Consider the following 25,505-nt stretch of genomic DNA (forward strand, 5'->3'; position numbering starts at 1 on the left):
CCCGCAAAGGGGCTTCGCCCCCTTGACCCCCGGCCTCGCTCGGGAGACTGGGGGTGCCTTAGCGGTCTTTGGTTGGGTGGCCGGGGTTGTGGGGCCGGGGTGGTTTGGCGTTGCGTGTCTCCGTCTTTTTCGGCCCTTTCAAGGGCACATGAAGAACCTGGGGCCGTCAAGGGAAAGAGCGCCCTTGACAGCCCCAGAACCTTCATGTCGTCCAATCAACGGCCGAAGCGACGGAGACACAGGTAGACGCCCTGGGGTGTGTCGCGCTGCGCGCGACCCCAGGGGGCCTGTCCCCGAAAGTCACGGTCGTGTGGTGGGTATGGCTTCCCGGCGAACCCGGGAACACACCGCGAGATCAACACCACCCCCACGCGCCCTAGCCCGGGAGAGGCGGGGGAGGTGGGAGAGGCGGGGAAGGCGGGCGTGGTCTCGGTCGGCGACACGGCACACGGCGAACGCGGGTGTGCAGCGACTGCCGGAAGCAGCTGGAGCAAACGCGCGTACCGAGGCAGGAGCGGCTGCGGCTCGGGAGCGGGCGCAAGTGTGGAAGCGGAGCAGACACGAAAAGCGCCAACAGGTGCGGCCACGCGCGCAGACCCAGCCAAACCCCCACCCAAGAAGCGACGCACGCACATCCGGTCGCGAAACCCGCACACACGCCTCAACTACCCGCACCTCCCGTGGCGGAGGGGCGGAGGGGCGGGGGTGCAGCGGCGGAGGGACGAGATGCCAGTGGCGCTGCCCCGGCGCTGATGGCGGGTCGGCGGCTACTGCTGCGGCGAGCGGCAGAGCGGCCGGGCTACGGCATTCCCCACCCCACCGAGACCGCTCCAACCCCCACCCACGCAAAAGCCCGGCCCACAAGTGAGCCGGGCTTCCGCACGTCCAGAACCTCAGTACCCCCGGTGCGGGTTCCCGAACAGCCTCGTCTCGTGCGACGTCGGTGTCGACCACACGAAGCGTTCGGGCACTCCGTCGCGGACGACGGCGACCATGTCGTCGTACATCATCTGCAGGAGCCTGAGGTTGTCGGTATTGACTCGCAGCGACGTGGTCGCTGCGGGGGCCTCGTCGGGGTGCAGCCTTTGCAGGATGCTCAGGTGGGCGTCTTCGACCGCCTGTGACCCGTAGACGGTGAGCCTGGGCAGCACCGTCAGCTGTGTGCGCCAGGGGCCGAGTACCGGGGTCGTCGCTGTGCCGTGGTCGCCGACGTCGTAGACGTAGAGCGCGGGCGAGTGCGGGTTCGCGTCGACGGTGACGGGCCTGTCGCCGGCGAGGACGGCGAGCCTGTCGTCGCGTCCGGTGGCGGCGCGTCCCAGTCCTTCCCATTCGCGGGGGCGGACGGTGCAGACCGCGACGCGGGCGCCCAGGGCGAGCGCGCGGAAGACCACGATCTTCGCCGCCCAGAGGCCTCCGACGAGTGCCGCGCGGGTCGGTTCGGGCCGGAACATGGGGACGACGACGGGTTTGCGTTCGGCGTCGCGCCCTATGACGAGTCCGGCGGGGGGTGCGGGGGTGGCGAGGAGTTCGAGTGCTCGGGGGGTCGCGATGTGACGGCCCGCGCCGAGGGGGTCGATGGTCCTGCCGTCGGGTCCTTCGACGACTTCGGTGGCGGCGGCGGGGCCGCCCTGGCCTCCGTAGACGGTCCCGACCCGGCTGGCGGACTTGGGTCCGAAGATGCCCGGTGAGAACTGGCTGGATCCGCCGGAGACGGGTGCGCCGGAGATGGGCGGTCCGGAGACCGGCATGCCCGAGATCGGTCCGGAGACGGGCCCGGACATGCCGGACATGAGTCCGGAGGGGGGTCCCGAGATCGGTCCTGAGATGGGGCCCGACATGGGCGCGGCGGAGATGGGCGGTCCGGAGACCGGCATGCTCGGGGGCCCGGACACGGGCATGCTCGGCGGCGCCGAGATCGGCACCGACGGCGGTTGTGGCGGCCTGGGCGGCGCGACGGGGACCGAGGGCGTGGGGGGCGCGAGGGCGTCCATGCGTCCGCTGATGGTCCCCGACATGGGGTCGGGCCGGTAGGGCGCCGGCGGCGCCGACTGCGGCGCGGGCGGTCCCGATTGAGGCGCGGGCGGCATCGGCACGCTGGCGCGTCCTGGCGCGCCCGTGGCCGTCCGGCCCGTCGGCGGGTTCACCGGGGGCTGAGGCGGCTGCTGAGCGGGCTGCGGGGGCACCGGGCGCGCGGTGCCGTACACCGACGCGCTCGCGCGGCCGGTCGTCGGCGGGTTCGGGTTCGCCGGGGGCGGCTGGCTGCTGGTCGGCATGTCACCGCCGGGCGGCGGTACGGGCCGGGCGCTGCCGTAGACCGAGGCGCTGGCGCGTCCGGTCGTCGGGGGCGGCGGGGCCTGTCCGGCCGGGGGCGGCTGGATGAGGCCGGGCACGGAGGCCTTCCCGGAGGTGGGACGGCGGGGCTGGTCGCCTTCCTCGGGCCGCTCCTCCTCGGCGGGGGGCGGTACGTAGCGCTGGCCGGGGTACTGCGGCGGCTGCTGCTGGTACGGGCCGTTGGGGTCGCTCATCGGGGACCTCCTCCAGTGGGGGCCGAGGCGTAGGCGGCGGGGCCGTGTTCGCCGTCGAGCCGCGACAGGCGCGTCCCGACCTGGGCGGCGGCGTCGCGGAGGCGGCCGCAGACCATCGCGGAGGTGTTCGGGTCGCACGACAGGCGGACGAGTCCGCGCACCTCGATGCGGCGCTCCAGGGGGGCGCCGTCGGGGGCCCGGCGGGAGACCGGGCCGGGCGAGATGGTCACCGACACCGTGGTGAAGGCGGCGGGGACGGCGGCGACCTCGTCGAGGACGCGCGGGAGGGTGGCCATGTCGCTGGGCCAGCTGCGGATCCGGTGCGTGATGTGCTCCAGGCCGCCGGCCTGCCAGGACTTCCACGTCTCGTTGGTGCGCGGGTTGGCCGTGGGGCTGACGGTGGTCAGCGCGAGCGACTGCTTGAGGGCGGCGCGGAGGCCGTCGTCGTCGAGGACCCGGTGGGTCACGCCGGCGTTGCGCAGTGCCTTCCCGATGCGGCTGACGGTCACGGCGAGGGACTTGTGCACGCCCTCGACGCCGCCACCGCGGTTGACGGCCGCGTCGGCGGCGTCGCCCAGGTCGAGACGGACGGCCAGCCAGCTCGTCTGGTGCACGACGGCGGCGGTGCCGCCGAGGAGCTCCTGGTAGGACTGGGCGGCCGGGCTGCCCTGGATGGCGACGCCGACGGGGACGGTGTGCGCGATGACCTGGATCGCCGACACGGGCGCGCCCGCCTCGGTGAACAGGCGCGTGAGCCGCTCGAAGGGCACCGGCGCGCCGATCCCGTCGGGGCCGCCCATGGCGAGCGCGGCGAACCAGCCGGCGCCGTCGCGGGCGACGCCGATGATGGCGTCGCGGTCCTCCACCCGGCTGATGGAGATGTCCGGGGAGAGCTGTTCGAGGAGGTTGTCGTCGCGGACCTGGAGGGACGCCTTGCGGCGGGCCTTGAGGCGGCGCCGCATGGGCACCGACTGGTAGAGCCACCGTCCACCGCTGGGGATGAAGACCGCGATGAGCAGGAGGAACGCGGCCACCCCGCCACCGATCAGGAACGGCAGGGGTCGGCCGAGGGTGGCCCCTACCGCCACGGCGGCCAGTTCGATCGCGACCAGCTGGGTGATCGTGAACGGGCCGAGGCGGTTGCGGACCGAGGCGGTGAACGCGATCCGGTTCTCGCGTTTCGCCGCCCCGCGGATCGTGGCGCTGCCACGGGCGCGCGGTGGCGCCTGCACCATCGTCATGTCTTGCGGCCCTCCTGAAGGGTGGTGTGCGGCGGGCAGCCTGTTCGTACGAATATGCCCATCCTACGAGTGCCCGCCACTCTCGTGGGACCCCGTCACCTCGCGGGCGGCGGGGGTCCTGGTTCGGGTGGCCTGCGCCAGCTTTCGGGTGCGGCCTGCGGCGGTGGTCCCACCGGCCGGTTTCGCGGTGCGGCGGCGGGTGTCGGGGGCCGTCGCCGGGAGCGGATGAGGAGCAGTACGCCGACGACGACCACGGCCAGGACGGTGCCGGAGACGATGACGGGGACGAGGTCGCCGGTCCCCGCGCCGTCGTCGCCGGTGGCGGCGACCGCTTCGGAGGCGGTGTCGTCGGTGGGCGCGGGGTCTTCGTAGTAGTCGACGTCGGCGGTGAGGGCGGCCAGGGGGTCGACGATGCCCCAGCCGTATTCGAGGTCTTCGCCTTCGGTGCCCTTGTCGTCGGCGGTGAGGAGGAGGCGTTCGAGGAGCTGGCGCTGGTTCAGGTTCGGGTACTTCGCCTTGATCAGGGCCATGGTCCCGGCGACGATCGGCGCGGCGAAGGAGGTCCCGTCGGCGGTCTCGTAGCCGCCGCCGCGCAGTGCGACGCGCATGTCCGTCGCGGGCGCGGAGATCGCCCAGTTGCCGATGCCGTAGGCGTGTTCGACCGAACCGTCCCAGTACTCCCCTTCGCGGGTGGTCCCGGTGACCGCGACGACGCCGCGGTAGGCGGCCGGGTAGCCGACGGCCGACCAGGTCTCGTTCGGTTCGTCACCGCGCCGGTTGCCGGCCCCGGCGACGACCACGATGTTCTTCCCGATCGCGTAGTCGACGGCCGCCTGGCCGCCTTCCTCCGCGCCGGGATCGAACAGGGACAGGGAGATCACGTCGGCGCCGTTGTCGGCGAGCCAGCGGATGCCCTCCTGGATCCGGCCGACCTCGAACTCGCCGTCGGCGTCGGTGATGCGCACGGAGATGAGCTTCGCGGCGGGGGCGATGCCGAGGATCCCGTCGGTGTCGTCGCCGCCGACGAGGATCGACGCCACGCTCGTGCCGTGGTCGTCGGAGGGGGTCAGGCCGTCGCCGCCGGTTCCGGCCAGGTCCGTGCCGGGCAGGACGTTGCCGGCGAGGTCGGGGTGGGTCGCGTCGACGCCCGAGTCGAGGATGCCGATGGTGATGCCCTCACCCTTGGTGACCTGATGGGCCTCGGCGACCTTGAGGGCGTCGAGGTACCACTGCCCGTCGCGGTTCTCGTCGGCCGACGCGGTGGCGGGGAAGGAGAGGACACCGGCCGCGCCGATGGCGAAGGCCGTGATCGCGGAGCCGAGCCGGCGGGGAATCGTGTTCACCGTCGCCGCTCCTTCCCGTGGTAGGACAACGCCCGAAGCCGACGATAGTCGCCGGCCCCGGGCGTGTCACGGGTGACAAACGGACCGTGTCACCCGATTGCCGTCAATTACGGTCGTCCCGGCCGGAAAGAGCCGGCCCGGACCGATGCTCGCCCTGGTAGGGGAGTTTGGCGGTGAAGACGTCGGGGACTCCCCCGTCGACGCGGAACAGGTCGTCGTCGAGGGGACCGTCGCCGTACCGCTCCTCCTCTTCCTCGTCCTCCCGCGCCCGCTGGACCTGGCGTGGCGGGACGCCGTTGGCCTGGCCGGGGCGGGATCCGCGGATCACGCCGTTCTCCTGGGCCTTGACCGGTTTCGGCGCGGCCGCGCGGACGCCGGGCTGGCCGGCGCCGCGTCCGGGGGCGGTCGGCTGGCTGCCGCGCTGCCCGATGACGCCGCGGCTTCCCGGCGCTTCCCGCGGCATGGCCGGGTTGCGCGTGCCGGGAGGCGGTGTGCCGGTCGTCCGCTGGCCGATGACCGGGTTGGTCATCTTGCCGTAGGGGGTGGTCCTGCTGACCGGTGGTCTCGGCGTGCCCGTGCCGGGGGGTCCGCCGGGCTTCGGTGGGGTGATCGTGCCGGGCGGCCGTGGCGTCACCGGAGGTCTCGGCGTCACGGGTGGCCTGGCGACCGGGGGTTTCGGGGTCACCGGTGGTCGCGTGACCGGCGGCTTCGGCGGAGTCACCGGGGGCCGCGACACCGGGGGTTTCGGCACGTACGGCGGAGTCACCGGAGGTGGCGGAAGCGGTGGCGTGACCGGCGGTGTGACCGGCGGGGTCACCGGGGGCGGCGCGACCGGTGGGGTCACCGGAGGCGGCACCGGCGGGAACTCCAGGCGCGGGTCGTTCGGCGGCGGCACCGGTGGCGGTGTCGGCGGAGGTGTGGGGGGCGGTGGAGTCGGTGGCGGGGTCGGGGGCGGCTGGGTGGGGGGCGGCGTCGGAGGCGGGGTGGGCGGCGGAGGCGTCGGTGTCGGCGGTCCGCCCGGTTCCGGCGTGCTCGGCAGCCTGTTGCGGCTGCCGCCGAGGTTGTTGTTCTCGTTGTTGGTGGTGTACTCGTCCCACTCGCCGGGGTCGGCGACCGCGCCGGGATCGTTGAGGGGTTCGAAGTCCGGCGGGTAGAAGATCTTCTGCATGTACGCCGTGTGGGCTTCCGTCGAGGCGCTGTCCATCTCGGTGCGCGCCTCACGGTCGAACGGCGCCCGGACGTCGTCGGCCTTCGGCTTGGCCGGGTTCTCCCACAGGTCGGAGAGGTCGAGCAGGCTGAAGTTCTCGTCGTCTTCTTTCTTGGCCTTGTCGTAGTCGTCGTTCGCCTTGCCCATCGCGGTCTGGAAGCGACCCTCGATGTCCTTGACCTTGTCCTGTGCGGTCTTGGTCCGTTCGGCGATCGCCGCCCAGCCCTGAGCGTTGCCGTCGGCCGTCTTGGCGGCGTCCTCAAGGGTCTTGCGCATGCTCGCGACCTCGCCGAAGAAGACCTCGGCCGCGGGTCCGCTCCAGGACTGCTGGATCGCCGGGAGACGTCCGTCGAAACGAGTGAGCTGGTCGTCGAAGAACTTCTTCATCTCCTGCCAGCCCGCGACCTGCTGCTGCATGGCGGCCGGGTCGTCGGCGTGGACGATCTCATTGATCTCGGTCAGGTTGTACTTCTCGAAATCTCCCATGGCCGCCTCTCTAATCCGGCATCATCGCGCGACGGGGAGCGAGGGGAAGATCTTTGGGAATGTTGAGTTTCTCGCGGATCTCCTCTTCGGTCGCCCGATTGAGATCATCGGTCGACCGGTACTCGGCGGCCACCTTCATCGCGATGTTCGACAGGGCCGTCATTCCCTGCATGAACGCGATCATGAGTTGCGTGCCCTGCTGCATCGCGCCGGTGTGGTAATTGGAGATGAGCTGAGCGGGCTCGTTGCGGGGATCGGCCCCGAAGGGCTGGCCCTCCACGTACAGGCCGGACGGGTGGACGTTGGGGTTCTTGAGTTGACTGTTCACGTTCACGACGGCGTCGGAGAGGTTGGTCTCTACCTCCGCTCTGAGCGCGAGCGCGAAAGATCGCATGGAATACACATCGACTTCGACCGGTTTGAAGCCGGGACCGGGCTCGGTCATGATCTACCTCCCCCATGTGCGGGCGCCTACATGGTGCGATGAGCGTACCGATCGGGTGCAACCCTCGCCACCATTCGGTTGAGCCCATTCGGAAGCAAAAGCCGCGTCGCCACCAATACGCACTCCAGTCGTTACATTCCGTGATGACAATGCATGGGGATAAGGGCGGCCGGTCGGCCGGGACACCGCGTTTCGGGGAGCGGCGCCGCTCCTATGAGCTGGCGGCGTCGGCGCGCGGCCGCAGGCGACGGCGCATCGGGCGGCTGTGCATGCGGATCGTGGTGCCGGTACTGCTCGCGGCTCTCGTCGTGGGGCTGGTGTTGCTGGCGTACGCGACCCTCGGGGGCGCACCGGCGAGCTACGAGTCGCCGTACCGGTGGCCGGGTGAGGCCGTGTTCCTCGCCGGAGGCCCGATCGGGAGCGGCGACGCGAACTACTCCGAGTGCCTGGTGCGGCCCGACGACGGCGAGGTCCGGACCGTGGCCGTGCCTTCGGGCGGTGTGCGGCTCGATCCGTGGTTCGCGGGGGCGGCGACGATCCTGTGTGGACGGTCGGTATCGGTGACCTCGGGGCCGCAGCTTCCGCTGTACCCCTTCGCGCTGAGCCGTCCGCTGCTGGTCGGGCTGGGCGTCGCGGTGGTCGTGGTGGGCTGGTCGGGTTACCGGCTCACGACGGCTCGGCCAGGAGCGCCGCGCCGGTGACCAGGGCGAGTCCGGTCGCGCCCTGGTCTCGGGCGCGACCGGAGCGGCCGTCTACTCCGCTTTCGCGGTCAGCGCCGTCATCGACGCCGTGATCCACAGGTTGTACTGACCGCCCTGCTTCAGCGACAGGTGACAGCGGTCGGCCGGATGTTCGACGTGCACGGCACGGAACCCCGGCGGCTGCGGGTCGTCACCCTCGGCGGTGTCGGACACCAGGACGTAGCCGCGCTGTGTCCAGAACTCCTTGAGAACGGCGAAGTAGCGCTCGTTGCGGGCGCTCGGGATCTCGTCGTCGCGCAAGTCCTCAAGGGTGTAGGAGACCTCGACGTTGGAGAGCTCGCCGGTGCCCATGCCGCCGGCGTCGTAGGCGATCGCGTTGCGGATGCCGGGTTCCAGCCGCACCGGATCGGACAGCGCCACGATCGCCTCGCCGATGTGCTCGTCGGCGCGGGCGTAGGCGTTCTGCTCGCTCGGGATCGGCTGCGAGGGAGGGGATGCGGTGGTCATGGGTCCTCTTCGCTACTTGTGGTCGCCGGTGACGGTGGGGCCGTTGCCGGTGACGACCTTCGCCATGTTGGTGCGGCTCTCGTTGCCGTCGTCCCAGTATTGGGAGTGGGCGTCGCCGTTGAAGTGCGGGTCGACCGTCACGGGCGGCCAGGCCGCCTTGAACTTCACCTCGGGGTCGGCGAACTTGGGCCCGTCGTTGCTCTTGAAGGAGTGCCCGCCGAAGTCCTTGCTGGTCGGGTTGTTGCCGTGGATCAGGTCCGTGTCCGAGGTTCCCTGCCCGCTGCCGACGTCGTAGATGAGGTCGATGGGGTCCTTGCCGAGCAGCACCGGGTCGTTCTTGGCGTGCGAGGAGTACACGTTGTTCGGGTCGATCCCGAGTTCGGGGGCCGTGTCGACACCGACGCCGGGGCTGCCGACGAAGACCATGTTGTTCACGTCGAGGCCGTGGTCCCGTGCGGTGACGCCGATGACGGTCGACCCGTAGGAGTGCCCGACCATGGTGTTGTTCGAGGGCGCGCCGGCGTTGGTGACGCGCAGCCCGTCCTGGAAGCGGTCGAGGTCGGCGCCGGCGTTGTTGGCGTAGGTGAGGTCCATGGCGTCGCCGGTGCCGAAGGACCAGTCCTTCTCCCAGACCTTGTCGGGCGCGTCGTAGCCGAGCCACATGATCCCGGCGGTGCGCTTGCTCGGATCCATGTTGTTGGCGTCGAACACACCGCGTTCGACGCGGTTGATGTCGCCCTTGATGCTGGACAGGTCCGTGGAGGTGCCGGGGACGTAGGTGAAGACGTTGTCGGCGGTGTCGGGGTTGCCGATGGCGACGATGGCCTTCCCGTCACCGCTGGGGTCGATGCCCAGCAGGTACGCGCGCTGGTTGTTGCCCTGGAGGCCGTCGGCCGCCTGACCGTCACCGGTGCCGGCTTCGAGCCGTTGCTCGACCATGTTGAGGGTGTCGAGTTTCTCCTTGGCGGCCTTGTACTCGTCGCTGTCCTTCTTCCCCTCGCCTTCCAGGCGTTCCAGCTCGCTCTGCAGGTTCGTCTGCTGCTGGACGAGGGTCAGCCGGTTCGCCTGGTCGCGCGCGGTCACCGGAACGCCGTCGAGCCAGCCGATCATGTCGGGGTTGCGGGCGATGAGGAACTGCTGCTGGGACGGTGTCAGCGAGTCCCACCACTCCTTGACCTTCTTCGGATCGGATCCGCGCGGCGGGATGCCCTCGACCGGGTAGGGGCTGCTGGTGAGGCCCGGCACCAACGCGTTCAGGCTCGTCGCGGCGGTCGTGTCGGCGGTCGTGGCGTACTGCACGGCGTCGCTGATCGCCTTGGCGGCGGCGGTGACCAGGGTGTTGATCCCGCCCCAGGCCGGGTGCCCGGCGGGCGGTCCGTCCTTCGGGTCGACGGTGAGGGCCCCGTCGGGACCGACGGTCGCCGGAATCGCCTGCGCCTGCCCGATCGCGGACGTGAGCAGTGCCTTCGCCTTGTCGATCTCACCGGCGAAGTCGGCCAGGATCTGGTCGTGGCGCTGGAGTACGACGACGGCGTCGTCGACTTCGACGCAGACGTTCTTGATGGCCGTGACGGCCGCGGCGGTTCCTTCGCCGTCCCAGGCGTCGGGCACCAGGTTGAGTTGCCTGACCCCGGCGTCGCTGCGGTCGACGAGCCAGTCGGCGAGTTCGCCGTAGGCCTTGGCGGAGTCGCGGAAGGGCTGGGAGTTGGCTGCTTGGAGTTGCGCGAAGGTCACCATCGCTGGGGCTCCCGGAATGATGAGGCACAGGTGTGCACTCAGATTAGGAAGCGAGCGGTGAAATCCGCGTGAAGCGGGCGGTGGGTCAGAAGCTGATGTCGATGGCGGAGCCGTTGTCGTCCTGCCAGCCGTCGTCGAAGGCGTCCTTCTTCTTGGCGCCGGCGCTCTCGTCGCGGCCTTCGTCGACCTGGTCGTCGTAGCGCATGAGGGGTTTGCCGGTGTCGCGTTCGTAACGGCCGAGGACGGGTGGGACGGCTCGTTTCGCCGGTGCCCACACGGCGGCGTCGTCGACGTAGTCGCCGTCGAACTCCGGGGGCGCCTCCGACGCGGCCGGGCGCAGGGTGCCGTAGGCGTCGGTCGACGTGCGTCGTGCCGGGTCGGTGGGCATGTCGATCGACCTCCGTGGACCGAGGGGTGCGGCCGTGGTGTGCGGGTTACCGGTGCAGCAAGCCTAAATCCTCGGTTCCACGTGGGCGAGCTGCACCAGCCGGACCCCTTCGCGGCGGGTGATGAGGTGACCGCGTCCGGGTGGGAGGGGGCGTGCCTTGACGTTGCCGAGGAGGACGCCCTCGTCCTTGGGCGCCGAGCCCTGGAAGCCGGGGGACGCGAGTTCGCGCAGGCGGTTGATGAAGGTCTCGTACATGGCGCGCCCGGCGCCGCCGGAGCGGCGGGTGAGGACGATGTGGAGGCCGATGTCGCGTGCCTGGGAGGCGTATTCGAGGAGCGGCAGGAGCGGGTTCTGGGCGCCGCCGATGATGAGGTCGTAGTCGTCGATGAGGACGAAGAGTTCGGGGCCGGTCCACCAGTTGCGGGCGCGCAGCTGCTCGGGGGTGATGTCGGCGGGCGGGAGGCGCTTGTCCATGCCGACGACGATCTGGCGGACCGCGTCGGTGGTGACGGCGGTGGAGGAGCAGTACTTGAGGAGGTACTCCTCGGGGACTTCGCCGAGGAGGCTGCGGCGGTAGTCCATGAGGATGATCGCGGCCTCTTTGGCGCTGTAGCGGGTGGTGATGGACCGGATGAGGGAGCGCATGAAGGTGCTCTTGCCGGTCTCCACATCGGACAGATAGATCAGGTGCGGGTCGTTGTCGAACTCGACGAAGACCGGCTGGAGGTTGGACTCGGCGATGCCGATGGGGATGCGGCCCTTGCGGTCGAGGTCCTCGCCGACGGGCAGGAGTTCGTAGGAGACCTTCTCGGGGAGCATGCGGACCTGTGGCGCGACGGGACCGGTCCAGGCCGCGGCGACGCGGTCGACGAGGTCGCCGAGGCCTTTCGTTGCGGTCCGCGGGTCGGAATCGCCGTCGATGCGGGGCAGCGCGGTCAGCATGTGCATCGCCTCGGGTGTCAGACCGCGGCCGGGGCGGCCTTCGGGCACGGCCTCGGCGCCGCGGCGGCCGAGGTAGGAGTCGAAGACGTCGCCGAGACGGAACTCCAGTTTCGAGCCGAGCAGGTCGCGGATGGCCGGGCGCAGTTCCGACCACTTGTTGGCCGCGGCGACGACGTGCACGCCGTAGGAGAGGCCGCGCTGGGCGATCTGGGTGACGACGGCTTCGAGGTCCTCGAAGTCGTTGCGGAGGGTGAGCCAGCCGTCGATGACGAGGAAGACGTCGCCGAAGGAGTCCTCGGCGTACTTGCCCTCCTTGCGCAGCTGCCGGTAGGTGCCCATGCCGTCGATGCCCTCGGCGGCGAACTGGCGTTCGCGGTCCTCCAGCATCGTGAAGACCTCGGAAACGGTCCGGCGGACCTGGTCGACGTCGAGGCGCTGCCAGACACCGCCGACGTGCGGGAGTTTCCGCAGTGGCGCGAGGGATCCGCCGCCGAAGTCGAGGCAGTAGATCTGTACCTCGCGAGGGGTGTGCGACAGGGCGAGGCTGGTGATGACGGTGCGGACGGCGCTGGACTTGCCGGTCTGTGCTCCGCCGGCCATACCGATGTGCCCGGCGGCACCGGACAGGTTGAGGCTGTGGACGTCCCGGCGCTGCTCGTAGGGACGGTCGACGACGGCGACGGGGATCACCAGCGAGCCCCGCAGGTCTTCGCGGCTGATGGTCAGGCCGCGCTCGGCGTCGGTGACCAGCGCCGGATGCAGAGTGTCCAATGTGGGCGCTTCGTCGAGCGGGTCGAGCCAGACCTTGTGCGCCGGAACGCCTTTGCCCTCCATGCGGCCGACGAGGACGTCGAGCAGGCTCTCCCCGACGGCCTCGTTGTCGGCGTCGTCGAAGTCGAGGGGCGCCTCCGGCTCGGGCGGCGGGGCCACGTAGTTCACCGTGTACTGCTGGATCGCGGGCCCGCCGGCGGCGGCGATGGCGCGTTCGGCGGCGCTGCGCCGGTAGACGCCGGAGACGTAGGCGGCCTTGAACCGGGTCAGGGCCTCGGTGCCGAACTTCAGGTAACCGTGACCGGGCGAACGCGGCAGCTCGTAGGCGTCGGCGACACCGAGGACCGAGCGGGACTCCACGGCCGAGAAGGTCCGCAGGCCGACCCGGTAGGACAGGTGGGTGTCGAGGCCGCGGAGGCGGCCCTCCTCAAGTCGTTGCGAGGCGAGGAGGAGGTGCACGCCGAGGGAACGGCCGACGCGTCCGATCTGGACGAACATGTCGATGAACTCGGGCTTGGCGGTGAGAAGTTCGGAGAACTCGTCGCAGATGATCATCAGGCTGGGCAGGGGCGCGAGGGGCGCGCCGGCCGCGCGGGCGCGTTCGTAGTCGCGCAGGGACGCGAACTGCCCGGCGCTGCGCAGAAGTTCCTGACGGCGGTTGAGTTCACCCGCGATGGCGTCGAGCATGCGGTCGACGAGGGGCAGTTCCTCGGAGAGGTTGGTGATGATCGCCGACGTGTGCGGCATCTTGTCCATGCGCGTGAAGGTCGCGCCGCCCTTGAAGTCGACGAGGACGAAGTTGAGCGTCTCCGGGGAATGCATGCAGGCCAAGGCGAGTACGAGCGTGCGGAGGGCCTCGGACTTGCCCGAACCGGTCGCGCCGACCATGAGTCCGTGCGGGCCCATGCCGTCCTGGGCGGACTCCTTCAGGTCGAGTTCGACGGGGACGCCGTCGGGGCCGACACCGATGGGGACGCGGAGGCGGTCGCGGTTGGGGCGGGGCGCCCAATGCCTGCTGGTGTCGAACTCGTAGGGGTCGCCGAGATCGAGGAGGTCGGTGAAGCTGAGATCGCCGGTGAGCGGGGAATCGTCGCCGCCGGAGCCGGTGATGGCCGACAGGCGCAGCGGGGTGAGGCGGCGGGCGAGGGTCTCGGCCTCGATGAAGCTCAGGCTGTCGCCGGTGCCGACCTCGTCGCGGGCGTCGCCGGACACCGACCAGAGCCTGCCGTCGGCGTCGACCTCCATGACGAGGTAGCCGGGGTCGAGGGTGCGCGGGGGCGCGTTGGTGAGATCGAGGACGGTGACGCCTTCGACGCCGCCCTCGGTGGCGAGAGTGTCGGCGCCGCCGGTGTGGCCGCCGTCGACGAGGACGACGATGTGCTTGTCGTCGGTGGGGGGCGTCGCGGGATTGAACCGCGGCCGGTGCTCGACGATGTCGCCGAGATGCTCCTCGATCTCGCGCAGCGAAGCCGCGACGAGACGGATCTGGCCGAGGGCGTCGGTCTTCTCCGGGTGCAGGGCGTGCGGCATCCACTTCGCCCAGTTCCACAGGCGTTCGGTCTCACCGTCGACGCAGAAGGTCAACAGCAGATCCTCCGGGGAATGCCACACCGCGCTCTGCGCGATCATCGCGCGGGCCAGACCACGGACGCGGGCCGGTTCGCCGCGCAGGTAGATCTTCGAGAAACCGCGCAGGTCGATCGCGACGGGCAGACCCTCGACGATCGCGTAGGTCGACACGAAACGCCGCAGAGCGGCCGCGCACAAGGGTTCGATGTCCTCGATCGGTTTCGTCTCCGGCGGGATCATCCGCGTCGCGAGACGCTGCGGGCCAAGACCCATGCGGACCACACCGAAGTCGCCGTCGGCGGGCCGGCGTTCCCAGACGCGGGCACTGCCGACCGTCGACCAGAGCGTGTCGGGATCCGGGTGGCGGTAATACATCGCGCGTTTCTGGTCGCGGACGGTCTTGCGCACACCACGGCGGAGATGACCGAGGCGGCGCAGGTAGTCGCGTCGCATGTTCAGCATCTCGCGCTTACTGGGCTGGCTCCCGCCCTGGAACAGCTGCGTGACCATCATGCCGAGCATCGAGACGCCGAAGAGACCACCGCAGATCAGCGTGAGCGTCGTGTTCGAACCCCCGCCGCCCATCCGGCCGCCGGTGAACATCAGCATCATCGCGCCCGAACCGGCGAGCATCGGCACCATCATGACCATCTGGCCCCACTGCTTACCGCCCGGCTCAGGCAGTTCCGGTGGCGATTCGAGAACCAGATCGCCCTCGGGCAGGTCCGGCGCCGGACGGCGCGGACGCCGTTTGATCACGACGAGACCCACGTGGTGCACCTCCCATGCCGGCCCGCCGGAGTCGGGAATCTCCAGCGTTGCGTCGGCTCATCGTATGCGGCGGCCTGGTACTTTCGGCAGCCGCGAATACTTCCACCTAAAGAGATGGACGTACCCGGTGAGCACGCCCCTTCGTACCGGCCTTGCCCGGCTAACCATATCGGCACCGCGCCGCCGAATCGACCTCGTGCTTCCCGATCACGTTCCACTGGCCGAATTGCTGCCGACCGTCCTCGACTACGCCGGGGAATCGGCCGCCGATGACGGGGAAAGGCACGGCGGCTGGTCTTTGCGGCGGCCCGACGGCAAGGCCCTCAACTCGACCCAATCACTGGCGATGCAGCAGATCCGCGACGGCGAGATCCTGCACCTCGCGCCCCGCTACGCCGACTGGCCCGAAGGCGAGTACGACGACGTCGTCGAAGCGATCGCCGACGGCGCAAAGGTTCTGGGCAGCCCCTGGCAAGGACGCCACACCCGCCGCACCGGGCTGACAATCACCGCCGTGACCGCACTGCTCGCCCTCGCCGGCGTGCTCGCCACCGGCCCGAACTGGTTCCTCGCCGGGATTCTCACCGTCGCCGTCGGTTTCGGCCTGCTGCTGATCGGCCTGGTCCTGTCACGCGCCGCCGGAGATTCCATGGCCGGCGCGCTGATCGGCGCACTCGGACTGCCGTACCTGTTCGCCGGCGGCTACCTGGTACTCGGCGCGAACCTGCCCCTCACCGGCCTCGGCGCACCGAGCCTCCTGGTCGGATCGGCGGCACTGCTGCTCGGCGGGATCATCGGTTTCGTCGGGATCGCCGACCTGCTCCGCGTGTTCACCGCCGCCGCCCTCATCGGCTTCCTCGGCGTCGCCGCCGCACTGATCGGCCTCACCTCACTCGGCACCGACGGTGTCGCCGCGATCATCATGAGCGTCGCCGTCGCACTGCTGCCGATGTGCCCACTGCTCGCGATCCGCCTGGCGAAACTGCCCATGCCCGAACTCCCCCAGACCGCCAAAGACCTGGTCAAAGAAGGAAACCCGCCGCCGAAAGACCGCGTGTTCAGCGCCGTCGTCCAAGCCGACGAACTCCTCACCGGACTGCTCACCGGCGCGTCCATCGTCGCCGCCGTGTCCACAGTGGTCCTCGCGCTCACCGGCACCCAACCCGGCGAAGGCCTCCTCATCGGAACCATCGCCTGCGTGTTCCTGTTGCGCGCCAGGCTCTTCCCCGCCGTCCGGCAACGCGTACCCCTCCTCGCCACCGGCGTCCTCGGCCTCGCGCTCCTCACCGCCGGACTCGTCTGGAACCTCGACTCCGGACTCGTCCTCGCCGTCCTCCTCGGCGGCGTCCTCCCCCTCGCCGCGATCGTCGCCGCCGCCGGCCTCGTCTACGCCCGCCGCGCCCCCACCCCATATCTCGGGCGCATCGCCGACATCACCGACATCATTTTGATCATTTCCATGATCCCAATGGCATGCCTCGTACTCGGCCTATTCGGGCTCGTCCACGGCCTCGGCGGATGATTCCCCACCACCCGCGAAAAGTCGCGCATCCCTTCCTTGACAACAGGCACTAACGTGACTTGACACAAGGCGATACCTTCGCCCTGACCCGACAAATGCGGGATCCTGTGGACCCACAGGGGCCCAAGACCAGTGGGGGTGACTCCCAAGTTGGCTCAACTCCAGGCAGTAACCAACGATCTTCGCATCGCCGCCGGCAAGGCAGACAACGTCGCAGCTGAGATCACCGGCAACCTCACCACGCTCCTCACGGGCCTCGCGCCCCTCGAAAGCGGATTCCGCGGAAGCGCCGGCACCACCTTCCAAGGCGTCCAAGAGGCCATCCGCCTCAACATGATCAAAATTACCGACGCCCTCCTAGAGGTCGCCGAAGGCGTACGCACCTCCGGCGCCCAGTTCGACGTCGAAGACAGCGAAGCCCAGTCCCTCGTGGCCAAGACCATCGAAGACACCAGCATCGTCGACCGGCTCTAGGTGAGAGGGCAGACAACATGACAGACCCCACGCTCGTCTACAACCACGGCGTCATGGCCGACGGTGCCGGCTCCATCGGTACGGCCATCGGGAAACTCAACCAGCAACTCGCCGACGTCGAAGCCGGCTTCAAACCCATCGAAGAAACCTGGCAGGGCGAAGCCCTCACCGCGTACCTCCAGCGCCGGCAGCAATGGCGCGACGCCGCCAACTCCATCCGCGACATCCTCGGCCGGGTCCAGACCGCACTCACCCAGTCGTCCCAGAACATGAGCACCACCGACAAGCGCGCGGCCACCTACTTCCAGCGCTGAACCGGCAATCGGGCTCACCCCCGAAACAGAACGTGGCGCCCGTCTTGGTGCTGATGCCTCCCCAAGGTGATATCCACAGACGGGCGCCACTCTGTTTGTTTGGGCGGCGCTCTGCTTGTTTGGGCGGCGCGAACGAAACCGCCTGCCAGGTAGGGGATCGGGCTCGGCCCGCCGCCAGTGCCGGGTTCCCGGCGTGGGTGGGTCGTGACTGTGGGGCTTGCTCGTGTGGGTGGGCTCGCTTGGGTGGGCTCGTGTCGGTGGGCTCGCTTGAGTGGGCTCGTGTCGGTGAGTTCGCTTGGGTTGGCTCGCTTAGGTTGGCTCGTGTCGGTGAGCTCGCGTGGGTGCGGGTTGCGGTTGTCGCCCGGGTCCCGCCGTGGGTCGGTCTCGAAGACGGGCTCGTGTGAGTGTTTGTCGCGGGTCGCGGGTCGCGGGCAGCGTTCGGCGGCGGATGGCCGCGTGAAAAACGCGCTCCCCCGCTCGCCCCAAAGGGGCCCCAAAAATCACGATACGGGCGAGGTGCGACAGAAGAGCTGACGTGAGGACCACTCACGTCGGCCCGCGTCGGCCCGGAAGGCTAGACCGCCGCCCGTTCACGCCAGCCTGCGCGGGCGGACGGCTAGAGGGAGACCGTGGGCGCGTGCCTGTACGGCGCGTCCGCCAGCCTGTGCGGGCGGACAGCTCGACCGCCGCTCGCCGCCGGAGGTACTGGCTTCGGCCGCGGCTTCGGCTTCGGTCGCCCGCCGCAGAGATCCACCGCCCCCGCCGCCCGGAAACACCCCGCCCCGCCCGCCGCCGGGCTGTCCCCGGGCACCGCGAAAGCCCTAGTGTGTACCGAGACAACGCCCCCAGCGTGGAGGACGAATGGCCAGCCGCCGCGATCAACTGCACAGCTACCAGTTCATGGTGCAACGGGTCGTCTCCGCCCTCGTCTTCCGCAAGACCGACCCTGACCAGTCCCCGTTCCGGCGAGCCGGGGGCGCCGTCTTCGCCAGCATCATGGTCGCCGTGCTCGCCCTCGCCGTCGTCGGCGTCATCGGCTTCTTCGCCGGCGGCATCAACAACGACGTCACCGAAGGCAAAGCCGTCATCCTCGAAAAAGAGACCGGCAGCCGCTACGTCTACCTCGACGGCACCCTCCACCCCGTCCTCAACTTCGCCTCCGGGGCGCTCATCGTCGGCGGCACCAACATCCTCTCCCGCTCCAGCGACTCCCTCGCCGAACTCCCCCGCGGCGTCCCCGTCGGCATCCCCAACGCCCCCGACTCCATCCCCGACGCCGAACGGCTCCTCCACGGCGACTGGGCACTGTGCGCCCGCCCCGGCAAATCCGCCACCAACGCCGAAGAGATCAACTCCGTCCTCTTCGTCGGCGCGCAACCCGCCCAAGGCCGCGAACTCGCCCCCGACGAAGGCGTCATCGCCGTCCTCCAGACCGGCGAGCGCTACCTCATCGCCAACCAGCACCGCTTCCCCATCGCCGACGACGGCCTCATCACCGCCATCGGCGGCAGCGACACCGACGCGTCCCGCAGCCTCCGCACCGAAGCGGCCTTCGTCAACTCGCTCCCCATGGGCCAGCCCATCGCGCTCCCGAAACTCGACGGCGTCAACGGCGCCAGCGCCATCACCGGCGCGAAAGTCGGGAAGATCTACCGCGAGCCCGGCGACCGGCGCTTCGTGGCCCTCAAAGACGGCTGGGCCGAGATCACGCGACTCCAGGCGGTGCTCATCCAGTCGGTGACGAAGGATGCGACCGTCACGGAGGTGCCGAGCCCGGCCAGCATCGGCGCGCAGTCCACGACGAGCCTCTTCCCGCAGGTCACGACCGACGCTCCGGTCATGTCGGCGGTCCCGTCGATCATGCCGTTGATGCCCGGCCGCTCGGCCTGCGCGACCTTCGCCAACCAGAGCGACGCCCCCCGCGTCCTCGTCGACGCCACCGTCCCCGCCTCCGGCGGGATGAAGACCACCGACACCTCGGCGAACGGCACCGACCTCGTCGACGAGGTCATCATCGCGCCCGGCCACGCCGCGCTCGTCGAGTCGATGACGGGCACCGAGGGCAGCGGCACCGTCGGTTTCGTCAACGACTGGGGCGTCTTCTATCCCTTCGCCTCAAGGGAACTGGTGGGGAACTTCGGCTACGGCGAGTCCGACATCGTCAAACTCCCGGCGTTGCTGACCTCGCGACTGCCCATGGGCCCGCAGCTGGATCCGGCGGCGGCCCGGCAGAACGCCATCAAGAGCCAGTAGGTGCAGGCGATGCGACTCCCCCGCCTCCTGACCGCCGCGGCCCTCCTCGGCGGCCTCATCGTCCTCAGTGGACAACCCGCGTTCGCCGCCGACTGCGCCGAAGGCGCCGAACTCAAATCCGTGCCCTGGGCGCAGAAGATGCTCCCGCCGGAGAAGGTGGCGCCTTTCGCGACCGGCAAAGGCGTCGTCGTCGCGACCCTCGACACCGGCGCCGCGGCGAGTCACGTCCAGCTCGACGGGCACGTCCTCGCCGGCACCAGCTTCGTCACCGGAAAGGCGAGAGGACGCGGCGACACCGACTGCGTCGGCCACGGCACCGGGATCGCCAGCCTCATCGTCGGGCAGGGCGACTCGCCCGCGACGGGCTTTCGCGGCCTCGCGCCCGACGCGACGATCCTGCCGGTGAAGGTCACCGAAGGCGACCCGAAGGCCGGCGGCGTCGAAGGTGAGAACACCGGAGGCGAACGCGTCGACGCCCGCGGCTTCGCCGCCGCCCTCGACTGGGCCGTCGCGCAGGGCGCCGACGTCGTCAACATGTCCCTGAAGTTCGACCGCCCCGACGACGCCATCGAGAACGCGATCGCCGCCGCCGTCAAGAAAGGCGTCGTCCTCGTCGCCTCCGGCGGCAACGACCACTCCGAGGAGGTCGTGGCCAAGACCGGCGTCGACACCGTCAGCTACCCCGTCGGCTACGACGGCGTCATCGGCGTCGGCGCGGTCACCGCGCAGGGCGTGCGCTCCCCCGAATCCGAGATCGGGCCGTGGATCGACGTCGTCGCGCCCGGCGAGAACGTGCACTTCGCGACCCCCGACGGCAAGTACGGCGCCAACACCGGCACCAGCCTGTCGGCGGCCTTCGTGTCCGCGACGGCCGCACTCGTCATCGAGGCGTACCCCGAACTGCGGGGCCCCGAAGTCGCCGCGCGCATCCTCGCCACCGCCTCGCCCGCCCCCGGCGGGATGGACAGCCTCGCCTACGGCGCCGGGATCGTCGACCCCTACCGGGCCGTCACCGACGACATGCCCGGCGACACCCCCAGGGCCAGCATGGCGCCGATGGAGATCGCCCCGGCCGACCCCGCCGAACTCGCCGCCGCCCACGACCGCGAGGTCGCCACCGACCGCGCCATGCTCATCGGCGCCGTGCTCGCCGTCGCCACGATCCTCGTCCTCGCCGTCGTCGGCGCCCTCCGCCGGGGCCGCCGCCGGGGATGGCGCGCGGGACGCAAGCCCATACCGGATGAACCGGACGAACCCGACGACGGCGCACCCATCGCCCTGCTGCGCGACCTGAAGCTGTGAAACGGGACCGTTTCGCGGCAGGCGTCCGGGATGACGACGCACGATAGGCTGGCGACGTGTCGACGAAATCCCGCGCCGTACGTCGCGCCACCGCCGCCCTGCTCGCCTCGCTGATAGGGCTCGCCGGAGCCCCCTTGGTGCTGCCGACGGCAGCGGTCGCCGAGGACTGCAACGTGCAGTCCCTGTCGGACTCGCCGTCGGACAAGCAGTGGGAACTGCGCCGGCTGCGACCCGAAGCGGCCTGGGGGATGACGAAGGGCCGAGGCGTCAAGGTCGGCGTCGTCGACTCCGGGGTCTCCGACGACCATCCCCTGCTCGAATCGCGAGTCCTGGAAGGTGAGGGCGAGGACTACGTCGGCAACGACCCGACGGAGGACTGCGCCTCGCACGGCACCGTCATCGGCGGCATCATCGCCGCCGAGTACCAGGAGGGCAGCCCCTTCTACGGGATCGCCCCCGAAGCGCAGATCGTGCCCTTCCGCGTCATCGTCGACAGCGAGAAGGCCGGTCAGGACGCCGAGACGCCGGGACGCATCGCCCGAGGCATCCGCGACGCCGTCAAAGCGGGCGTCAAGGTCATCAACCTCTCGGTGCGCTCCCCCGAGAACGACGAGCTCGCGGCGGCCATCGCCGACGCCGTCAGCAAGGACGTGGTGATCGTCGCCGCGGCGGGCAACATCGGTGAGAAGCTCCCCGCGGGGACGACGGTCTACCCGGCCGCCTACGACGGCGTCATCGGCGTCGCGGCCATCACCCCCCAGGGCGTCCGCTCGGACAAGTCGAACTACGGGAACTTCGTCGACATCGCCGCTCCCGGCGTGCAGATCACGAGCGTCGCCCCCAAAGGCGGCGGCATCGGCGTCCTGAAGGACGGCGGCACCAGCTTCGCGACGGCGTTCGTCACCGGCACCGCCGCACTCGTGCGCTCCTACTACCCGAACATGAGCGCCCCCGACGTCATCGAGCGCATCCTCGCGACGGCCGACTCGCCCGCCGGGAACTGGGACAAGTACCTGGGCTACGGGATCGTGAACCCCTACCAGGCGGTGGCGTCGCTCAACGGAAAGCTCGCCCACGCCCCCGCCGCCCTCCCCGCGCAGACCTTCACGCAACCCGTCCCCCCGGCCGACCCGCTGGCCAACCTCAAGGTGGCGGCCTCGCTGAGCGCGGCGGGCGCCATCCTGCTGACGATCATCATCCTGGTGGGACAAGCCGTACGGAAGCACGTCCGACGCGACCGCCCCGGCGGCGGAAGCAACGGGACGGGAAACGGCGGCGGACGCGGGACACCGGGGAAGGCCGTCGGGCGAGTCACGGCCTAAGAGCTGGGCACGACGGTTCCCTGGCGCGGCTGGACGTGGCGAGACGTGGCTCGGTGCGGCTGGACGCGGCTGGACGTGACCCAATGTGCTCGACGCGGCTCGGTAACTCGGCCGCGAAACGGGCGCGCCGCGAGCCCCCCGCACGCTGAAACCCCCGGAGCGGCTCAGCACCCAGCTCGGCACCCCTCTTCAGGCGATTCGCCCCGAGAGACGCCCTACGGCCCGATCAGCAGCCTTACAGGCGGCTTGTGACGCAAGCAGGACCGCACCCCTCGGGAGCCAGGCCCCCGGGTCGCGCGCAGCGCGACACACCCCCAGGCGTCTACCTGTGTCTCCGTCGCTTCGGCCAGGGATTGGTGCAACACGAAGGTTCTGGGGCTGTCAAGGGCGCTCTTTCCCTTGACAGCCCCAGGTTCTTCGTGTCCCCTTGACCGGCCGAAAAAGACGGAGACAGGTTGTGCCAAACAACCCCAGCCCGCACCCCAGCCACCCAACCAGCGACCGCCAAGGCACCCCCAGTCTCCCGAGCGAGGCCGGGGGTCAAGGGGGCGAAGCCCCTTGCGGGGTCCGGGGCAGAGCCCCGGTCACGGCCCGAAACCACAGCCCCAGTCACACCCCAAAACCACAGCCCAGGTCACACCCCGAACCCACAGCCCCGGTCACACCCCAAAACCACAGCCCCGGCACCCCACCCGCACCCCCCCACCCAAAAAAACCGGCGACCGAACCCCACAGGATCCAGCCGCCGGCCCCTACCTAAGACCAGAACAAACCTAGTGCAGCAACGACGGCGGAGCATCGTCCCCGTCGGTCCCCCACACGTCCTCGTCTTCCTTCAACCACGTGCCGTGCTCTTCGTTCTCGTTCCCGTGCGCACCACCGCGTCCAGCACCGGCGCCGCCCATCATGCCCGCGCCACCGCGACCGGCGGCGCCCTTACCGGCACCACCGGCACCGGCGCCACCGCCCATCATGCCCATGCCGCCTCGGCCGGCGGCACCCTTGCCGGCACCCGCGGCACTGCCGCCGGCTCCGACCATGCCGCCACCGGCGGCGAGACCGCCACCGGCACCGAGTCCGCCACCGGGGCTGCCGATGGAGCCACCGCCACCACCGAAACCACCCGGGTTTCCGATGGAGCCGCCGCCACCGCCGCCACCGATGGAGCCGATGCCACCGAGGTCGCCGCCACCCTGGATGTCACCGTAGTCCGGCGTCGGGGGGTTGGAGGGGTTGTCGATGTCCGGCCGCGGGGGCAGGTCCGTGTCCGGCGGCTTGATGTCCGTCGGGGGGTCGGGCTTGAAGCTGGGCGGCGGGTCCATCTTCGGCGTGTCCGGCATGCCGCCGGGGGGCGGCGTGCTGCCGGGGGGCTTCGCCAGGCTCGGGCTCGGCGTCGTGCCGGAGTCCTGACCGGGAGTCCCGGGGGGCGGCGGCTTGTTCGGGTCGAGCTTGGGGTGCTCGTTCTCGTAAGCCGAGTTCGCGCCGTCACGACGGCCGATGATGTCGGTCTTGACCTCTTCGTACTGGCCGTTGTACTTCTCCAGCACCTCGTCCTTGGCGGTACGGGCCGCCGCGGACACGTGCTGGTTGGCCATCTCGTTGGCCTCGGCCTGGGTGCGCTGCTCGTCCGCCGGGAGCACCTCGCAGCTGTTGCCGAGGTCCATCTTGGTGTCGCGCTCGGTCCAGAAGTCGTTGTCGCGGTGGCTGTACGTCGTGCAGTTGGTCTGCTTGAAGTGCGAGGCCCACTGCTGCTCGATACCGCGGTACTGGCTGCCGGCGTTGCCCATGCCGTTGACGAGGACCTTGGCGGCGTCCTCCAGCGACATGTCCTTGCAGTCGCGACGGGTGAACGCGGGCCGGATGTGCACCCGGTCCTCGTCGGAACCGTCGGTCTCCTCGTAGGACCAGACCTTCGCGGCCGGGAACGGGCACCCGCCCTGCTTGGTCGAGAGCGTGTTCATGTAGTCGTTGAGACCCTTGATGATGCTCTCGTCCTGGCCGGAGATGTCGTCGATGATCTCCTTGAGGAACTCGCTCGTCGCGTTGGCCCGCTTGGCGAACTCGTCGAAGTCCTTACCGTCCCACTCGGGGTCGAGGTTCTTGTAAGCGGTGTCGAGCGCGGTCTGAATGTCGGAGAGCGCGTCGAGAACCGTGTTCTGCCAGTGGTCACGGACCGTCGTCAGCGAGTAGCTCTTGCCGATGTCGGGACGGATCGCGGCGACGGCGGCGTCGAAGTCGGCCTTCGTCGGGGAGGTCGCGGCCTCCATGTCGGCCGGGTACGGGAGAACCGACTCGTCGACACGGCCGGCGAACAGCTCCTCCCAGCCCTGCCACTCCGTCTCGAAGGGCTGCAGCCCGCAGTCGTTCTTCGTGCACTTCTGGTACCGCTGGGCCAGGTTCTCGCTCCCGCCGGAACCGGCGGTCTCGGCCTTGACCTTCATGAACTCCGGCGTGGCGTCGATCGTCTCAGCCGGTGGGTTGGTTGTCATCTCTTCTCTGCTCTCGTCTGTGTTGGCTGAACGTGGCGTGGTCCACGTACCGAGGGACTACTGCTTGACGGTGTTGTCGTCCTCGGCCTTGCCGTAGTTCTTCAAGGTCGTGGTGGCGGACTCGTCGATGGCCTTGAGCGCGTTGCGCAGCTTCTGGATGTCCTGCCAGGCCTTGTCGTAGTTCTCGCGGTACTTCGCCCCGGCCTGCACGGCCTGCGGGAACTTCCCGAAGGCGGGCTCGACGGCGAGGTCGCCCTTCAGCTTCGGGATGATCACATCCTCGATCGCGTCGATCTGCTCGCGGATCTTCAACTGGTATGCCGTGAGTGCGGCGTCGCTGAACTTAACCCCCGCCATGGCCGGGTTCCTCCCTGAGTGTGTTTGTCGCGAATGCCACCATCAGCCTCCGGCCTTGGCGCTGACCGCGGTGTAGAAGGGCGTCATCATCGTCTGGAAAGTGCCGGCGATGTCATCGCGCGTGAACGGGTACTTGTCGAAAAACTCGGCGTCGGTGTCCCAGGTCAGCTCGAACTTGAGCAGGTAGCTGTCCTTCTGCACCAGGGCGTAGACCTTGTCGCTCGCCTGGTCGCGGCCGTTGATCACGACGCCTTTGGTCCACTCGCCGGTAAGCGGGGTGTCGGTCTTCTCGACGGAGGCGAACTGCGTCGTCTGCTGGACGCGCGTGTCGTACTCCGCCGCGGCGTTCTCCGCCGACAGGTAGGGCAGCACCGCCACGTTCAGCCGGCCGTTCGCCGGGTCCACGGCCGGTGAGTTCTCACCGGAGCGGAGCGGCTCGAAGTCGATCTGCGCGGTGCACTGCGGCCCCGCGGGGTCGGCGCCCACGCCCATCCCGGTGTCGGTCGGGCCCTCGGCGAACTTCGCCTTGGTGGCCGTGAGCAGAGGCGCGAGGTCCACCTGCTCGCAGACCTTCATCACCTCGATCTCGGCCGCGGCGATCGTGGCCGGATCGTCTTCGCCGCCGTCGCCTCCGGTGTTCCCTTTGTCGCCGCCACAGGCCGCGGCGGACAGCACAAGGCCGGCGCTCAGCGCGAGACCGACGGCGAGGCGCCCGTAGCGCGATCGCCCACGGCTGGTCGATGACATCAGTCGGCTCATCCGGCCATCGTAACCAACAGAGTCAACAACGACAGGTCACGGATTCGTGCCGGTTTCGGACCTAACGGAGGCCTCGCCTA

Annotated in this window: 19 protein-coding genes; 7 read left to right on the plus strand and 12 right to left on the minus strand. The window is 69.9% G+C overall.

The genetic code is table 11. From position 1 onward, the window contains the following. Positions 1-893: 893 nt before the first annotated feature. The 5 genes from HNR73_RS03285 to HNR73_RS03305 all read right to left on the minus strand — a co-directional run bounded on the left by HNR73_RS03285 (position 894) and on the right by HNR73_RS03305 (position 7,247). Positions 894-2,525 carry a hypothetical protein gene (locus HNR73_RS03285; RefSeq protein WP_184785763.1) on the minus strand — a complete coding sequence of 544 codons (1,632 nt, stop codon included), beginning with the start codon at positions 2,523-2,525 and terminating at the stop codon, positions 894-896. Further along, a complete protein-coding gene (gene eccE / locus HNR73_RS03290) occupies positions 2,522-3,766 on the minus strand; it encodes a type VII secretion protein EccE (RefSeq protein ID WP_184785764.1) in 1,245 nt (414 codons plus the stop codon). Before eccE ends, HNR73_RS03285 begins: the two co-directional genes overlap by 4 nt. 95 nt (positions 3,767-3,861) lie before the next feature. Further along, a complete protein-coding gene (locus tag HNR73_RS03295; RefSeq protein WP_184785765.1) occupies positions 3,862-5,109 on the minus strand; it encodes a S8 family serine peptidase in 1,248 nt (415 codons plus the stop codon). 103 nt (positions 5,110-5,212) lie between these two features. Continuing rightward, a complete protein-coding gene (locus HNR73_RS03300) occupies positions 5,213-6,802 on the minus strand; it encodes a WXG100 family type VII secretion target (RefSeq protein ID WP_184785766.1) in 1,590 nt (529 codons plus the stop codon). A gap of 10 nt (positions 6,803-6,812) precedes the next feature. Next, positions 6,813-7,247, minus strand: a complete 435-nt coding sequence (locus HNR73_RS03305; RefSeq protein WP_184785767.1) for a hypothetical protein — start codon at positions 7,245-7,247, stop codon at positions 6,813-6,815. A gap of 143 nt (positions 7,248-7,390) precedes the next feature. On the opposite strand from HNR73_RS03305, the gene HNR73_RS03310 reads away from it, so the two are divergent. Then, positions 7,391-7,948, plus strand: coding sequence for a hypothetical protein (locus HNR73_RS03310; RefSeq protein WP_184785768.1), 558 nt, complete (start codon positions 7,391-7,393; stop codon positions 7,946-7,948). Between the two features lie 51 nt (positions 7,949-7,999). Here HNR73_RS03310 and HNR73_RS03315 read toward each other — a convergent pair whose 3' ends face one another. From HNR73_RS03315 to eccCa, 4 genes are all read right to left on the minus strand, one after another. After that, entirely contained in the window at positions 8,000-8,455 is a 456-nt protein-coding gene (locus HNR73_RS03315; RefSeq protein WP_184785769.1) for a hypothetical protein, read from the minus strand. A 12-nt stretch (positions 8,456-8,467) separates the two neighbouring features. Then, positions 8,468-10,192, minus strand: a complete 1,725-nt coding sequence (locus HNR73_RS03320) for an alpha/beta hydrolase (protein ID WP_184785770.1) — start codon at positions 10,190-10,192, stop codon at positions 8,468-8,470. Between the two features lie 85 nt (positions 10,193-10,277). Beyond that, positions 10,278-10,580 carry a hypothetical protein gene (locus HNR73_RS03325; protein ID WP_184785771.1) on the minus strand — a complete coding sequence of 101 codons (303 nt, stop codon included), beginning with the start codon at positions 10,578-10,580 and terminating at the stop codon, positions 10,278-10,280. A gap of 63 nt (positions 10,581-10,643) precedes the next feature. Beyond that, complete coding sequence (eccCa, locus tag HNR73_RS03330) at positions 10,644-14,633, minus strand: type VII secretion protein EccCa (RefSeq protein ID WP_184785772.1); 3,990 nt, start codon at positions 14,631-14,633, stop codon at positions 10,644-10,646. 127 nt (positions 14,634-14,760) lie between these two features. Between eccCa and eccD the strand changes: the two genes are divergently transcribed. The 6 genes from eccD to mycP all read left to right on the plus strand — a co-directional run bounded on the left by eccD (position 14,761) and on the right by mycP (position 21,820). After that, positions 14,761-16,155 (plus strand): type VII secretion integral membrane protein EccD, encoded by a 1,395-nt coding sequence (gene eccD / locus HNR73_RS03335; RefSeq protein WP_275414554.1) that lies wholly within the window; start codon positions 14,761-14,763, stop codon positions 16,153-16,155. A gap of 138 nt (positions 16,156-16,293) precedes the next feature. Next, positions 16,294-16,629: a WXG100 family type VII secretion target gene (locus HNR73_RS03340; RefSeq protein WP_184785774.1), complete on the plus strand. Its 336-nt coding sequence runs from the start codon at positions 16,294-16,296 to the stop codon at positions 16,627-16,629. Positions 16,630-16,646: 17 nt separating this feature from the next. Next, positions 16,647-16,943 (plus strand): WXG100 family type VII secretion target, encoded by a 297-nt coding sequence (locus HNR73_RS03345; protein WP_184785775.1) that lies wholly within the window; start codon positions 16,647-16,649, stop codon positions 16,941-16,943. A gap of 861 nt (positions 16,944-17,804) precedes the next feature. Further along, positions 17,805-19,196, plus strand: a complete 1,392-nt coding sequence (eccB, locus tag HNR73_RS03350; protein WP_184785776.1) for a type VII secretion protein EccB — start codon at positions 17,805-17,807, stop codon at positions 19,194-19,196. 9 nt (positions 19,197-19,205) lie between these two features. After that, positions 19,206-20,498: a S8 family serine peptidase gene (locus HNR73_RS03355; protein ID WP_184785777.1), complete on the plus strand. Its 1,293-nt coding sequence runs from the start codon at positions 19,206-19,208 to the stop codon at positions 20,496-20,498. Between the two features lie 56 nt (positions 20,499-20,554). Then, on the plus strand, positions 20,555-21,820 hold the full coding sequence (gene mycP / locus HNR73_RS03360; protein WP_184785778.1) for a type VII secretion-associated serine protease mycosin: 1,266 nt from the start codon (positions 20,555-20,557) through the stop codon (positions 21,818-21,820). A 773-nt stretch (positions 21,821-22,593) separates the two neighbouring features. On the opposite strand, the gene HNR73_RS03365 is transcribed toward mycP, so the two are convergent. Genes HNR73_RS03365 through HNR73_RS03375 form a run of 3 tightly spaced genes read right to left on the minus strand, consistent with a single transcriptional unit; the run spans position 22,594 to position 25,425 of the window. Further along, positions 22,594-24,309, minus strand: coding sequence for a hypothetical protein (locus HNR73_RS03365; RefSeq protein ID WP_184785779.1), 1,716 nt, complete (start codon positions 24,307-24,309; stop codon positions 22,594-22,596). A 57-nt stretch (positions 24,310-24,366) separates the two neighbouring features. Next, positions 24,367-24,666 carry a hypothetical protein gene (locus tag HNR73_RS03370; RefSeq protein WP_184785780.1) on the minus strand — a complete coding sequence of 100 codons (300 nt, stop codon included), beginning with the start codon at positions 24,664-24,666 and terminating at the stop codon, positions 24,367-24,369. 42 nt (positions 24,667-24,708) lie between these two features. Then, positions 24,709-25,425 (minus strand): hypothetical protein, encoded by a 717-nt coding sequence (locus tag HNR73_RS03375; protein WP_184785781.1) that lies wholly within the window; start codon positions 25,423-25,425, stop codon positions 24,709-24,711. Positions 25,426-25,505 lie beyond the last annotated feature (80 nt).

Origin of the sequence: Phytomonospora endophytica (assembly GCF_014202425.1) — a bacterium.
In the GTDB taxonomy this organism is placed as follows: domain Bacteria; phylum Actinomycetota; class Actinomycetes; order Mycobacteriales; family Micromonosporaceae; genus Phytomonospora; species Phytomonospora endophytica.